18 protein-coding genes and 1 tRNA gene are annotated in these 12,583 nt (G+C 71.2%); all 19 read left to right on the forward strand.

The features are described 5' to 3' along the window. Positions 1-586: 586 nt before the first annotated feature. A complete protein-coding gene (locus EJC51_RS00005; protein WP_126269088.1) occupies positions 587-1,762 on the forward strand; it encodes a DUF932 domain-containing protein in 1,176 nt (391 codons plus the stop codon). 253 nt (positions 1,763-2,015) lie between these two features. Beyond that, entirely contained in the window at positions 2,016-2,504 is a 489-nt protein-coding gene (locus EJC51_RS00010; protein ID WP_126269089.1) for a hypothetical protein, read from the forward strand. After that, positions 2,497-2,964, forward strand: coding sequence for a hypothetical protein (locus EJC51_RS00015; protein ID WP_126269090.1), 468 nt, complete (start codon positions 2,497-2,499; stop codon positions 2,962-2,964). The genes EJC51_RS00010 and EJC51_RS00015 overlap by 8 nt, the downstream gene beginning before the upstream one ends. Beyond that, positions 2,961-3,167 carry a hypothetical protein gene (locus tag EJC51_RS00020; RefSeq protein ID WP_126269091.1) on the forward strand — a complete coding sequence of 69 codons (207 nt, stop codon included), beginning with the start codon at positions 2,961-2,963 and terminating at the stop codon, positions 3,165-3,167. The genes EJC51_RS00015 and EJC51_RS00020 overlap by 4 nt, the downstream gene beginning before the upstream one ends. A 169-nt stretch (positions 3,168-3,336) precedes the next feature. Next, entirely contained in the window at positions 3,337-4,146 is an 810-nt protein-coding gene (locus tag EJC51_RS00025; protein WP_126269092.1) for a hypothetical protein, read from the forward strand. A gap of 124 nt (positions 4,147-4,270) precedes the next feature. Next, the gene (locus tag EJC51_RS00030) at positions 4,271-4,936 is read left to right on the forward strand and encodes a hypothetical protein (RefSeq protein ID WP_126269093.1); all 666 of its coding nucleotides are present in this window, start codon (positions 4,271-4,273) and stop codon (positions 4,934-4,936) included. A gap of 94 nt (positions 4,937-5,030) precedes the next feature. Next, a complete protein-coding gene (locus EJC51_RS00035; RefSeq protein ID WP_126269094.1) occupies positions 5,031-5,366 on the forward strand; it encodes a hypothetical protein in 336 nt (111 codons plus the stop codon). 32 nt (positions 5,367-5,398) lie between these two features. Then, positions 5,399-5,770 carry a hypothetical protein gene (locus EJC51_RS00040; protein WP_126269095.1) on the forward strand — a complete coding sequence of 124 codons (372 nt, stop codon included), beginning with the start codon at positions 5,399-5,401 and terminating at the stop codon, positions 5,768-5,770. A 51-nt stretch (positions 5,771-5,821) separates the two neighbouring features. Continuing rightward, positions 5,822-6,532 (forward strand): hypothetical protein, encoded by a 711-nt coding sequence (locus tag EJC51_RS48360; RefSeq protein ID WP_244362267.1) that lies wholly within the window; start codon positions 5,822-5,824, stop codon positions 6,530-6,532. Continuing rightward, positions 6,529-6,729 (forward strand): hypothetical protein, encoded by a 201-nt coding sequence (locus EJC51_RS00050; protein WP_126269096.1) that lies wholly within the window; start codon positions 6,529-6,531, stop codon positions 6,727-6,729. Before EJC51_RS48360 ends, EJC51_RS00050 begins: the two co-directional genes overlap by 4 nt. 10 nt (positions 6,730-6,739) lie before the next feature. Beyond that, positions 6,740-7,351 (forward strand): hypothetical protein, encoded by a 612-nt coding sequence (locus tag EJC51_RS00055; RefSeq protein ID WP_126269097.1) that lies wholly within the window; start codon positions 6,740-6,742, stop codon positions 7,349-7,351. 201 nt (positions 7,352-7,552) lie between these two features. Continuing rightward, positions 7,553-8,425, forward strand: coding sequence for a hypothetical protein (locus EJC51_RS00060; RefSeq protein ID WP_126269098.1), 873 nt, complete (start codon positions 7,553-7,555; stop codon positions 8,423-8,425). A gap of 118 nt (positions 8,426-8,543) precedes the next feature. Further along, a tRNA-Ile gene (locus EJC51_RS00065) sits at positions 8,544-8,617 on the forward strand. A 32-nt stretch (positions 8,618-8,649) separates the two neighbouring features. After that, complete coding sequence (locus EJC51_RS00070) at positions 8,650-9,078, forward strand: hypothetical protein (RefSeq protein WP_126269099.1); 429 nt, start codon at positions 8,650-8,652, stop codon at positions 9,076-9,078. Between the two features lie 377 nt (positions 9,079-9,455). Further along, positions 9,456-9,800, forward strand: coding sequence for a hypothetical protein (locus EJC51_RS00075; RefSeq protein WP_126269100.1), 345 nt, complete (start codon positions 9,456-9,458; stop codon positions 9,798-9,800). A 42-nt stretch (positions 9,801-9,842) separates the two neighbouring features. Continuing rightward, entirely contained in the window at positions 9,843-10,055 is a 213-nt protein-coding gene (locus EJC51_RS00080) for a hypothetical protein (protein ID WP_126269101.1), read from the forward strand. Between the two features lie 119 nt (positions 10,056-10,174). After that, positions 10,175-11,650, forward strand: coding sequence for a ParB/RepB/Spo0J family partition protein (locus tag EJC51_RS00085; protein WP_126269102.1), 1,476 nt, complete (start codon positions 10,175-10,177; stop codon positions 11,648-11,650). Positions 11,651-11,733: 83 nt separating this feature from the next. Continuing rightward, positions 11,734-12,108 (forward strand): hypothetical protein, encoded by a 375-nt coding sequence (locus EJC51_RS00090; RefSeq protein WP_126269103.1) that lies wholly within the window; start codon positions 11,734-11,736, stop codon positions 12,106-12,108. Between the two features lie 105 nt (positions 12,109-12,213). After that, on the forward strand, positions 12,214-12,549 hold the full coding sequence (locus EJC51_RS00095; protein WP_126269104.1) for a hypothetical protein: 336 nt from the start codon (positions 12,214-12,216) through the stop codon (positions 12,547-12,549). The last annotated feature ends 34 nt before the right edge of the window (positions 12,550-12,583 follow it).

A 12,583-nucleotide genomic window follows, 5' to 3' on the forward strand; every position in this document is an offset into this window, starting at 1 on the left:
CACCCCGCCGAGCCCGGCCCGCAGGGCCGTCTTCGACCAGATCGATGAGGAAAGCTGCTGCCGCCTGGGTCCCAGGGCCCGGCGGCGTGTCGACGAGGCCCTCGACGCCCTGATCGAGGAAGCCCTCACGGCCACGCCCGGCACCACCGAGCCGCGGTCCGCGTAGCGGCAACCCCCAGCTGCCGCGCCCTGCACCCCCTCCCCGGCAGGGCGCGGCCCCCGGCCGGACTCGCCGGCCGCCATCCAGCCGGCCGGGCCCTCCCCCCGCGCGGGGCGCCGGACGGCAGACCGCAGCAGCCGTGCGGGGCCGCCGCCCGCATGATGCGACCGCGGACCGGCAGGCCGCGGGCCACCCGTCAGACTGACGCCCACCGCCCCTGTTGACCGCGTCGGCGCATGGTGGGCCGAGGCCCTCAGCCGCGAGCAGGGCCGGTGCGAACCGGCCCGTTCAGCATCCGCGGTACCCGAGTCCGGCAGTTCAGAGGGGGGTTCACATCCCACTGCATCACACTATTATTTACTTTTGCTGCGGGGTGGTGACTCCGCCATCCAACCCGCAGCTACCAACAGCGAAGGGGAACACCGCATGACTCAGCAATTCGCCGAGCGCGCCACGAACGTAGCCCCCACCGGCGCCCGCAACGCCGACCTGTCCGACCTGGTCCGCATCCTGGAAGACGGACAGCGCCGCAAGCTGGACGTCATCGCCCCCGCGTCCGCGCTGCGCATGCGTGAAGGCAACGTGCACGTCGAAGGTGTCGAGTCCCAGATCACGGCAAGCGGTGTCACGCGGGTCGACGGCATCTACCGGCCCACCGCCGTTGCCGACGAGGGAATCGCGGACAAGCTCCGCATCCCGCTCGCCTACCTGCGCCGCATGCGGGCGGAGAACGTGCCGCTGCTGGACGAGAACGTCAACGCCTGGCTGCGCGAGGAGCCGGAGCGCCGTTTCATGCTCCGCGCGTTCCGCAGCGACGACAGCGGCGCCATGCCCGGTGAGGGGGTAGCCCGGGCGCTGCTGTCCGACAGCTACAAGCTGATGGACAACCTCGACATGCTGCTCGCCGCCCTGGACGGGGTGCAGCAGTCCGGCCACCCCACCCGAATCACGGGGTGCGACCTGAGCGACCGGCGCATGTATGTGCGCGTCGAATCGGAAGCGGTCGCCATCCAGGCCCGCGCCCTGCTGCGCGGCTACCGCTCCCCGTTCGACGGCCGCAGCGGCGACGAACTCCCCATGATCTCGGCCGGGTTCGTCATCACCAACAGCGAGGTCGGCGCCGGGGCCTACACCATCACCCCGCGCGCGGTCATCCAGGTCTGCCGCAACGGCCTGACCCAGACCAAAGACGTCATGCGCGCCGTGCACCTCGGCGGCAAGCAGGACGAGGGCGTGGTGTCCTGGTCCGGCCAGACCCAGCGCAAGACGCTGGAACTGATCACCTCCAAGACCACCGACGCCGTACGCACCTTCCTGTCCCAGGAGTACGTCGAGGCCAAGGTGCACGAGATGGAAGCCGCCGCCAGTCGGACGCTGGCCGAGCCGACAAAGACCATCGAACACGTCACCAAGACACTCAGCATCAACACCGAGACGAAGGACCGCATCCTGGCCCACTTCATCCGGGGCGGTCAGATGACCGCCGGCGGCGTCATGCAGGCCGTCACCTCCACCGCGCAGACCCTCACCGACGCCGACCAAGCCGCCACCCTCGAAGCCCTCGCCCTCCCCGCCCTCACGGCCGCCGCCGCGCACGGCTGACAGACCCCCGTGCGGGCCGGGCAACTCCCCCAGCCCGGCCCGCACGGGCCCAACCCGGCCCGAGAGCGCGGAGCGCGCGACCCAGCCCCGCAGGGAGCGCGGAGCGCGCCCGCCCGGCCCCCTGCCGCGTAGCGCCAGCGCGACGCGTCGGCGGAGCAGACCGCGCGCCCACAAGAAGCCTGTTGTGCCCAGGGGCGCAGTGCGCCGGCCTCTGTCGCCCACCGCCCACCGCCCCGCCCCGCAAGGAGTCCTCATGTCTGCCCGCCCGGAGATCACCCACCCCGGAGACGACGCCATCGCGGCCGCCATGAGCCGCACCCTGACCGCCCTTTCCGCCGTGTTCCAGGCACTCGGAAACGGTGAGCACACGCTGAACCTCGTTGCCGAGCGGACAGACAACGCGTTCGTCACGGGCCGAACCGATCTCTCGATCGGCATGGAGCCGCTGCGCCTGGCCGTCCTGGACGAAGACGAGTTCTGCGCCTTCCGCATGCTGCTGGTGTTCGCACTGGAGGCCAGCACGATGCGCAGCGCCGTCCTGATCGCGACCACGGCCGCCGAGCCCAACCCCCGTGCGTGCGGCTGGTCTGTGCGTGACGGGTGGCTGCACCCCCTGGACACGGACGGCCTCCAGGCCGCTGTCACTCCGTGCCCCGATGTGGCGGCCGTAGAGCGCGAGGTCTACCCCGCCCCCGTCCTCCTCCAACTCCCCGACTCCGACCTGAACAACCCCCATGCCTGAGCTCCCACGGCCCGACAACGCCGCCACGACATCCGCCATGGGCCACGCCCAGCACGCACTCACCACCCTGCTCCCCGCCCTCGGTGAGGGGAGCCACGAGCTGCACATCAACGCCGAGCGGACGGACGGCACGGAGGTGAGCGCCGACCTGTACGTGACCGTCGAGCCGGGTGCCTGCCGCGTGGATCACTCCGCCGAGGAGTACGTGCAGTTCTTCGTACTGCTGACGTTCGCCCTGGAGAACAGCACCGTGCGTGACGCCGTCCTGATCGCCACCACCGCCAACGCAGGCCTACGCACGTGCGGGTGGGAGGTACGGGCCGGATGGCTGCACCCCATGGACACGGCCGACCTCCACCAGGCCGCCATGTCCTTCCCCCCAGACGACGCCGCGCCGCACGTGGTCTGTCACGCCCCCGTCCTGCACCGCCCCCACGGGGCCGCGAAGGAGCGCTCATGAGCGAGAAGCCCGCCGTCACGCCGGACGGCTACTGCACCAACAAGGACCCGGTCCCCGGCACCACCGGGCAGGTCAACGGCCACGCACTCGGCGGGAAGTTCTTCAAGATGCACGGCCGCCGGTACGCGGACTGCCCCTGTGGCCGCCGCCCCAGCCTGACCGACCGGGGCAACCTCCGCCGACACAAGCCGCCGCAGGAGTAACCCCGCAGACGCCGTCCACGCCCCTCCCCCGGTACGGGGGCGTGGACGGCCGCCCCGGCCAGCGCGCCACTGGCCGACTGCCGCCCCGCGCCCGCACCCTCCCCTTCGACGAGTACGGGGCGGCACGCCCCCTCAGCCCACCCGGTCGAATCCCGAGGAGCCGCAGCCCATGACCCGCCCGATACTGACCATCGACACGCCCGCCGGCCCCGTACGCGCCACCGCCGACCACCGCGCGGACGACGCCGTCGTGTTCGAGCTGGGCGGGGCGATGCGCGGCAGCGTGCACGCCATGGGCACCACCGGCCCCAACCGCTGGGACCGGTTCACCGCCGTCCGCGCCTGTCTCGGCCCCGTGAACGCCTACACGACCACCGCCCCCGACGACAACCTCCCGCGGCTGGCCCGCGGCCACACCGGCCACCACGGCAGCCTGACCCCCTCCCGCGACCACGCCGACCGCCCCCACGTCTCGGTCCAGCCGCTGTCGACCACCGCTGATCACCCGCCGTCGGAGAAGACGGAAGCGGTACTCACCGCCGTCCTGCGCAGCTGCGCCGAGCACGTCGCACAGCGCGCCGACCTGCCCGCGATCCTGGAGGCCTCACGCCAGCGCGACACCCCCGGACTGCTGCGCTTCCTCACCTGGTCCGCCTCCTACCACCAGGCCGAAGCCGCCCGCCTGGAGCGCGAAGCCCGTACCGCGCTCCCCGCCCGGAAGGCAGCCGAGGCCGCATGGCGGACCGCCCCACGGTGGCTCTCCTTCTCCCCGAACCCGGTCCTGCTGCTGATGCTGGCCAACCTCCCCGACTCACTGACCCAGAAGATCAGAGGGTTGCAGTGGTGGGCCCCCTACTGCGTCAGCGCGGCCGCCGAGGAGCACGAGCGCGCCCGCCGCGCCCAGGAGGAAGCCGACTTGCTGCGCGCCCAGCAACGCAGGCGCCCGCGCCGTCGCCCGGCCCTGGCCGGCACCGCCTGAAAGACGGGGAAGGCGCAGGTCAGGGGCGGGTTCACACTCCCTCAAAGTACACTATTATTAGTAGTGCGAGGGGGGCGCGTGACAACCCCCGAACTGATCGAGACCAGGGACTGAGGAGAACATCGTGCCGACCATGCTCGAACAGCTCGCCACTGGGGAGAAGCACGATCCCGCGATCCTCCTGCCGAACGTGTGGTCCGAACTGCTGCGCACCGTGGAGACGCTGTGCCCGTGCGGCAATACGACGAGCGTCCGCAACGGCGTCCTGACCACGCACGAGCCGAGGTCGACGTGGGACATAGACGGCACACGGCGTGCGGTGATCCGTGACGCGTACGGCGTCGGGATCACCTGCCGCTACAGCGGACGGACCGTCACCCTGGCCGCCGCCCTGGAGCGCGACAGCGTTCTGACCCCCGCCGAGCGGCACGTCCGTGATGTCACGCAGGGCCGACTGGAGGCAGGCATCACGAACACGGCTCCCGAGGGCTACGCCCTGCCGAAGCCGGTTGCTGTCCTGTTCGCGCTCGCGGAGGCCCACGGCTGGCAGACACAGCAGGCGTGGGCACCCTTTGACGGGGGTTTCCTCCTGAACCTCCGTGTAGGTCGACCGGCCGACGGGGGCCGAAGGTGGCAGTACGACCTGCCCTATTTCGTCGCTCCAGGCGTCGCGCGCCGGACCCGGTCCGGACTGTGCGTCACGCCCGACCGCAGGGGCCAGCACGACACCCCGTCCATCAAGGCCATCACGGCAGTGATCCGGGCCAACCCAGCGCCCGCGGAGAGCTGAGGGGCGACGCCCCCCCGACTCCCTCCCGCAGCCGCTCCGCTGCCGACCGAAGGAGCCACTGTGCCCGAGGAGTTCACGACGGAGGACCCCTGAGATGGCCCCGACCACCGGCCGCCAGTACGCCCGCACCCTCGAAACCGGCGACCGCTACATCGCCACCGGAGCTGACGGCAGACGCCACGAGGTCACCGTCGCCAAAATCACCGAGCACCTCGACGACTCCAACGCTGTCCAGCACCAGTACGCCGACCCGGTCGACCACGCGCACTACACGTACTCGGCCGTCGTGCACGTCACCTACCGGGCGCCCCGCTGCCCTCACGGCCACGACTGGCGCTGGTGCGAGCAGCTCCCGTGCGTCGACGGCGCGTGGCCCGCCGAGATCGATACCGCCTACCTGGGCAACGCACCCGCCCGCCCCACCCCGTGACCACCCGCCACAAAAGATCAGGAGCCCCGATCATGCGTTGGCTGATGAGCCTTGGTGAGCGCACCCGCCCCGACGAACCGACCTACGCCGAGGACCCCGCCCCCGGCCAGGCGCGTGCCCTGGCGCTGGTCGACGACTTCGCCGACCTTTTCACCGTCCTGAAGCAGTGGCGGCAGGAGTACGGCGAGGAACTGACCGCGTGGGCCGTCCAGGTCGAGGTCGACGACATCAACCACCTCCCCGCCGAACTCATCGCCCACTGGGAAGAGGAGGGCGCCCCGGTCCGCCTCGACACCCAGCAGGGCGGCTACGTGAAGGTCTCCGACTACCGCGACGAGTCCGTGCACCCCAGTGTCAGCGCTCGTACCACCACCGGCCTGGCCCTGTGGACCACCGCCCCCTGAGCCGCCCCGCACGCCCCCGGATCGCTCGCCACCGCCCTGGAAGGAGATGCCGTGCCTGTCGGACGCCACTTCGGCCTGGTCATCAGCCGCATGCCCCGCATGACCTCTATGGCAACGCTCCGCGCCTCCGAGGACTGCCGGTTCGCGTGCGCGACCTGCTACGAGAACTGCTGGGGCATCCACCGGCTTCACGGCGAGACGGTGTGGATGTGCTGGCGGTGCACCGACCTGACGGACAACGGCCTGGCGCCCGGTCCCCGCAGCTTTCACACCCAGCCGCCCCGTCCGCTCCGGGTGGGCGAGCAACTGCGCAGCCCGGAGGGCGTGTGGGAGGTCACCAGCTCCGAGCGCGTCTGGACGTGGGAAGGCCGCCGCGTCCGGCAACCGGCCCGGGTGTATGAGCTCACCCGCGAGGACGGCCACAGGGAGACGTGGCGGGGCCACGACATGGCCGACTTCCACCTGATCCCGGCCGAGTTCGAGCACATCACCCAGACACGCCGCAACGAGCTGGGGAGGGCGCTCACGGCCGCCGGCCTCGTGTGGGAGAGCAACGGACTCCAGGGCACCCCACGGCGCCAGACGTACACCGCCACCGACCACCGCGGCCGCCAGTGGTCCATCCAGCCCGTCCCCGGAACCGATTTCGACCCGTGGCAGCCGTCGAATCTGTGGCGGGCCGTCCGACCCGCCCCGCGCCGCCAGAGCCCCGTCCTCTCCCCCCTCGCCCTGGCCGACCACATCCGGAAGAGCAGCGAGTGAGCGGCGAGCCGCGGCCGTGGCGCGCAGAGGACATCGACGACCGGTGCGAGACGTGCGGCGCACCCCCAGGCCAGCTGTGCCGCCCCTGGTGCGGCACCGGCTACACCGCCGAGGACGCCCACCGCGACGCCGAGCTCCGCGACCGAGGTGCGGCCAGCCCCGCACCGGACCCACCCACCAGCCACCCGAAGGAGTGAACAGGCCGCCATGACCAGCGAGTTGACCACACAGGAGGAGTTCGACGCGTTCGCCGACGACGTGGCGCGAGAGTTGGGAACGCACTGCCGGACAGCCGAACTCACCGACCACCACCGCGGTCTGGGACGGCTCATCATCGACGGCGACGGCCGCGCCCTGCGCCTGTCCCAGCCCGACCACCGCCACCCCAACCGGCTGAAGATCCACGCCGCGCTACCCGACGAGGCCAGGATGCTCGCGCCGTCGATCGGAGTCACCGCCCGCAGCGCCCGGCATGTGGCCCGGGAGATCACCCGGCGCCTGTATCCGCTGCACGCCGAGGCCGTGGAGCAGGCCGCCGAGATCGCCGCCAGGCAGGAGGCGGAGGAGCGCGGCCGCCGCGCCGTCACCGAAGCCGTGGCCGGCGCACTCCCCGGCGCCCGCATCGAGGAGCAGTACCGGCGCACCCGGATCATCTGGCAGCACGACACCAGGCCGCCCGGCCAGCACGGCCCCGTCCAGGTCGACAGCGTGACCGTACTCGTCGGTCCCTCCGGGCACGGCGTGCAGGTCGAGGCATCCGGCCGCCCCGAATCCGTGACCGCCATGCTGGCCGCATTCGCCCAGGCGTCACAGGAGTAAGAACAGCAGGTCAGACGGGGGATTCCCTTCCACCGTAACCACACTATTATTGTGGTTATAGAGGGCGTCCCCCTTCAACTCCTCCACGAGAAGGGCCCGCACGTGACCCACACTTCCCATTCCTCAGAGTGCGGCCAGGGCAAGCAGTACGCCGACCGATCGCACACGGGAGATACGACGGCACGCACCGATGAGCACACGATGCGCCACCTCCTGCGCCGAGAGGTCTCCGGCACCATCGGCCTGCTCACCGATGAGCACGACTTCCGTGCCATGCGGCGCTACCGCAGTTTCGCGTTCGACGACTACGCGGCCTACCTGGCAGCAGTCGAAGCCCTCCTCAGGGCCCGCACCGCACACGGCATGCACACCACGCTCGCCCTCTTCGACCCCGAGGAGTACGCCGACTTCTGCGCCGACACCGGCCTCACCCCCGACAGCCCGGCAAGCCGTACCCGCTTCACCTCCGAGACCGCCGCCACCGGCCCGACCATCCCCTACGAAGGGCAGCCGCTCACCGATCTCCTCCCGGTCCTGATCGGCGAGGCCGTCCGCCAGGCCACCTTCGAGCACGCCTCCGCCCTCCTGGCCCGCCTCGGCACCTGCGCCGTCTGCACAGCGGACATCGGCCGAGAGTCCTTCGCCCGTGCCCGCGATCTTCTCGCCCGCGTCCTCGACGCAGCCGGCCCGGGCCGCCAGCACCTGGTGTGCAGCGTCTCGGCGACGCCGGAAAACATGACCGCGGTCCTGCACGCGGACACCGACGCCGACGGCACCGCCAGGCTCGGCGACGCCGACGCCGACGCCCTGGAGTTCACCACGCTCCTCGCCCTCGGACTCGCAGCCCTGCCCGGCGCACTCGTCATGCGCACCAGCACCCCAGGCAGCACCGACCGCGTCTACGGCTGGCGGCTGCGAGCCGGAGAGCCCCAGCCCCTCACCGCCGCAGAAGTCTTCGACGCCTACTGCACCGACATCGACTCCGGTGACCCGATCCCCCCGGAATCGGACGTCGACTACTGCGTCCCGCCCGACCTCGGACCGGACGGTCCGACGCCGGGACACCACCACTGAACAGCCCCGAAGCGTCGCCGCTGGCATCCGGCCGCCACGGCGACGCCCCCCTTCCCCCATGCGGCTCGCCGCACCAGAGCCGCACCCCGCCCGGCCGGATCGCACCACCGAGCATCGCAGTGCTGTAGCTCAGCTGGCAGAGCGCGGATCTTATAAGTCCTGAGGTCGTGGGTTCGAGTCCCACCAGCACTACTCCAACACCGTTCCACACCACTGGAGTTGTCATGACCGACCCCGAGTACGCCCCGATCCCCACGACGCCTGCCGCCGTGGCGTCTGCCGTTCTTGCGGCCATCGAGGCGCGGCCCGACGCCTTCGCCATGAACCACTGGGCGCACCTGCCCCACACAACCCGGCTGGCCCCCACGCAGGCTCCGGCATGCGGACCCACGTTGTGCGCAGCCGGATGGGCCGCTCACGTCACCGGCTGGACGCTCGTATCCCTGCCTGACGACGAACAAGCAGAGATCATCGGCGACGGCGACGGTGACACCTACACGACACGCACCAGCATCTACGCGGAACGAGGCGAGGAACGCCGCCTGATCCGCGACGTCGCCGCCGAAGCCCTCGGCCTCACCCCCTCCGAGACCTTCTGGTACGACACCCCGCCCACCGCGCTGCACCTTCTTCGCGAGATCGCCGGACGCTGACCCACCATCAACCGGCCGCCTCACCGGCGCCGCCGAACCTGCGCAGCCCAGCAACAGAGCGGCTCCGCTTGTGGGTGGTCAGGGGTTCAAATCCCCTCGCAGGCACACACACCACACCACCGGAGCCCACGACGGCCGACACCGCCACCGTCATCTGGAGCGCGACCGCCCCGTCCGGCCTGGAAGGCTCTACGCCGGCGCGGCGCCCATGTCCCGGGCTGCGTACGCTTCGCGGCTGTGCTCAGCGTTCTCCGTTTGTGCTGGTCAGGGGTGGGTTCACACATCAGCAATTCACACTATTATTAGTGATTGGTTGATCACGCCTCCCTCACACCCGGTGACACTCCCCCGCCCTGCTTCCAGCCCCAGGAGTTGCCATGCTGCGAACGCCGCGCCGCGCTCTGCGCTCGGCACGTCTGCATATTCCCGCCCGCCGTTTCACCGCCGGGATCGCGGAACTGCCGCCCACCGCACGCGAAGCGCTCGGCACCGGCGTCACGGCCACGGAGGCCATCGCCTACAACCGCGCCCGTGTCGCCACCGCGACCGCCGTCGCCCTCTACCGCGGCGGGTACGCCCTGCCGATGCGCGACGACGACCTGGATGACGCCGTGCGCGCCCTGGACTTCACCTACTCGGTCCCGAGCGCGGAAACCCGTGCGTCCATCCGCGCCGCCCTCGCCGTCCTGGAAGCCGACTACACCGTCACCGTCACCCACTGACCCACCGTCCGCCCGCGGGCCGCCCCGGCCAGGACCGCTCGCATGGAAGGAAGCCTGGTGCTTCTCGTCGCGCCCGGCCCCGCCCACGGCCTCGCCGCCGCCCCCAGGCCCTCCGCCGACCTCATCCCTGGCACCGAACAGTCCCTTGCCGTCCTGGGGTTCACCTGGAACACGGCCCACTGCGAGCGCTGCGTCCGCATGGACCCCCGCTGCACCTTCCCGCTATCGCCCCGCCGCGAACACGAATGGCCGTAAAACCGCAGTTCAGGGGTGGATTCACACCATCCCTTAAGACACTATTATTACTTTTGAAGCGAAGGGCGACATTTCAACCGCCCTCATCTCGCCGATCAGGCAAGGAGAAGGAGCGCCTCATGGCCACCGCCGTCTCGACCCCGTCCACCGAACCCGTCCCGCCCGAGGAGGAGGCCGCCGCAACGCAGATCGTCCTGCTCGACCCGGCGCAGGTGGTGCGCGACGAGTGCAACGCCCGCGAGAGCGACACCGAACCGGACGAGGAGCTGATCGCCTCCGTCAAGGAGATCGGTGTCGAGGAGACCATCAGTGTCCGGCCCCGCCCCGACGGCACCTACGGTGCGTTCAAAGGCTGGCGGCGTGCACAGGCGCAGCAGATCGCCAACGCCACCGCCGAGCAGGACGGCCGCCCGGCGCGCAGGATCAAGGCGCACGTGCGCGAGGACCTGGTCGGCCGGGACGGCTGGACCCGGTTTTTGTCCCTGGTCGAGAACAAGCACCGCGAGGGGATGAGCGAGCGCGACATCCTCAAGTCGCAGGAGCTGTCCCTGATCGACATGAGCGACATCGAGAGGAAGCAGGCCGCCAGGGCTCTCGGCGTCAGCCGCCACGCCGCCAAGCACGCCAAGGCGGCGCAGAAGCTCGATGACGCCACTCTGCGCCGGGCTGCGGCCGGGGGCATGGACCTGGAGCAGACCGCCCAGCTCGCCGAGGTCGAGCACGTGAGCGGCGCGGAGCGCCGTCTGCTGCGCGCGCTGGGGCGTGACCAGGAGGAAGGCAACGGCGGGCGCGGCCACTGGGACCAGGAGCTGGCGCTCCTCAAGGCCGAGCAGGAAGACGCCGACGCCCGGGCCAGGGCCGTGGAAGACCTCAAGGAGGCGGGCATCCCGCTGCTGAGGGAGCCGGGCTGGGGGCAGAAGGACCCCTCCAGGCCGCTGGCCGAGCTGACCACCGGGCTGGGCAACCCGCTCACCGAGGACAACCACCAGGGCTGCCCCGGTCACAGCGCCCGCCTCGACGACGAGCACCAGCCGGTGTGGCACTGCGCCGACCCTGCCGCCTACGGCCACAAGGTCCGCCCCCAGCCGAAGAAGCCCAGGACGGCGCAGGACGAGCAGCGGGCGGAGGAGCGGCGCAAGGTCATCGCCTGCAACCGGGCGTGGAAGGCCGCCGCCGGTCCCCGTCAGGACTTCGTCGCCCGGCTCGTGCGCATGAAGACCCTGCCGGAGGCGGCCCGCGTCTTCGCGCAGGAGACCGTGCTCACCGTCCCGTACTTCTACAGCTCCTGGACCGACAAGCACGAGAGCGCGACCGTGGCCCGCTTTCTGGGCATCAAGGAACCCGAGCACGCCGACCTGTCGCAGACAGCAGCGCAGCTGCCCAAGGCACGCGTCGTCAACGCGCTGTTCGCGCACGTCGCCGCCGCCTGCGAGTACCACATCCGCGAGCCCAAGACCTGGTCGCACCTCACCGCCCAGCAGGCCCGCTACCTGCTGCTCCTCGAAACGCTCGGCCAGGACGACAACGGCAGCTACCGGCTGTCTGAGGTCGAGGACGAGGCAGTCGCCCGCCACCGGCCCGACACCGCCGCCTGACCCACCCCTGACCAGCAAGCCCCCGGCCGGGCACGCCCGTGCCCGGCCGGTCCCCCTCCGTGTCCCAGAGAGGCAAACCCAGCATGACCCTCACCATGGACGACGTCCTCGACTACATCGGCCAACTGCCGGATGCGATCCAGGTCGCGAAGGTCCAGGCCTCCGCACAGCGGCTTACCGCGATCGACAAGGAAGCATTCGCCGGGCTCGTGGCGGGACGCAAGGCCCGCATCAACGACTCCCTGCGCCCGGCCGTCCTGCGCGGTCTCACCGGCACCGTGCAGGAACGCAACCGCACCAACAGCCGCGCGGGCTTCCTGCTCGATGAGGAGTCCACCCGCACCCTGCGCCGCGACCCGCGCAACACCCGCTACCGCATCCCTGAGGACACCACCCGCTTCCGGATTCCCGGAAACGGCATCCCCCTCTCCTGCCTGGAGGCGGCCGAAGACGACTGACCGGGCCCGCACGACGCCGCCCCGGCAACGGGGCGGCGTCCCCACCCAGCCAGCCGATCAACCGGCCGGACCGCTCTTTGCCCGGCCCGCACGTGAAAGGCCGTCATGACCGACCAGCATCAGACCCCGTCGCCCGACCCGGGCGGCGAGGCCCCCGACCGCCCCCTGACCCTCGCCGTGGTGCGCCATCTGGTCCGCGAGGACTGGAAGGGCCTGCCCGGCGACACGCTCGTCGTGCTGTCCCGGGACGCGGAGGGCAACCTGTTCTCGCCTTTCGCCAGCTACAGCCACTCGCGGTATGCGCCGACCCACAGCGAGCTCGTCGGCGATGTCTACCCGCTGCCGGAGGAACTCACAGCGGACCCGTCCTTGCGCGAGCTGTACGGGGACAGCATCCCCGACACCGCCCTCCCCGCGCTGGTGCTCTACCCGCTCGGCTGAGCGAACACCTGCGGGTGGGGCGGCCGCCGCCCGG

Origin of the sequence: Streptomyces aquilus, assembly GCF_003955715.1 — a bacterium.
Classification (GTDB): Bacteria; Actinomycetota; Actinomycetes; order Streptomycetales; family Streptomycetaceae; genus Streptomyces; species Streptomyces aquilus.

Bases quoted from the DNA above. Each gene is read 5' to 3' on its own strand.
- EJC51_RS00070 (WP_126269099.1), top strand. From the start codon at position 8,650: ATGACCGACCCCGAGTACGCCCCGATCCCCACGACGCCTGCCGCCGTG.
- EJC51_RS00090 (WP_126269103.1), top strand. From the start codon at position 11,734: ATGACCCTCACCATGGACGACGTCCTCGACTACATCGGCCAACTGCCG.
- EJC51_RS00080 (WP_126269101.1), top strand. From the start codon at position 9,843: ATGGAAGGAAGCCTGGTGCTTCTCGTCGCGCCCGGCCCCGCCCACGGC.
- EJC51_RS00010 (WP_126269089.1), top strand. From the start codon at position 2,016: ATGTCTGCCCGCCCGGAGATCACCCACCCCGGAGACGACGCCATCGCG.
- EJC51_RS00040 (WP_126269095.1), top strand. From the start codon at position 5,399: ATGCGTTGGCTGATGAGCCTTGGTGAGCGCACCCGCCCCGACGAACCG.
- EJC51_RS00020 (WP_126269091.1), top strand. From the start codon at position 2,961: ATGAGCGAGAAGCCCGCCGTCACGCCGGACGGCTACTGCACCAACAAG.
- EJC51_RS00005 (WP_126269088.1), top strand. From the start codon at position 587: ATGACTCAGCAATTCGCCGAGCGCGCCACGAACGTAGCCCCCACCGGC.
- EJC51_RS00060 (WP_126269098.1), top strand. From the start codon at position 7,553: ATGCGCCACCTCCTGCGCCGAGAGGTCTCCGGCACCATCGGCCTGCTC.
- EJC51_RS00085 (WP_126269102.1), top strand. From the start codon at position 10,175: ATGGCCACCGCCGTCTCGACCCCGTCCACCGAACCCGTCCCGCCCGAG.
- EJC51_RS00055 (WP_126269097.1), top strand. From the start codon at position 6,740: ATGACCAGCGAGTTGACCACACAGGAGGAGTTCGACGCGTTCGCCGAC.
- EJC51_RS00075 (WP_126269100.1), top strand. From the start codon at position 9,456: ATGCTGCGAACGCCGCGCCGCGCTCTGCGCTCGGCACGTCTGCATATT.
- EJC51_RS00035 (WP_126269094.1), top strand. From the start codon at position 5,031: ATGGCCCCGACCACCGGCCGCCAGTACGCCCGCACCCTCGAAACCGGC.
- EJC51_RS00095 (WP_126269104.1), top strand. From the start codon at position 12,214: ATGACCGACCAGCATCAGACCCCGTCGCCCGACCCGGGCGGCGAGGCC.
- EJC51_RS00015 (WP_126269090.1), top strand. From the start codon at position 2,497: ATGCCTGAGCTCCCACGGCCCGACAACGCCGCCACGACATCCGCCATG.
- EJC51_RS00025 (WP_126269092.1), top strand. From the start codon at position 3,337: ATGACCCGCCCGATACTGACCATCGACACGCCCGCCGGCCCCGTACGC.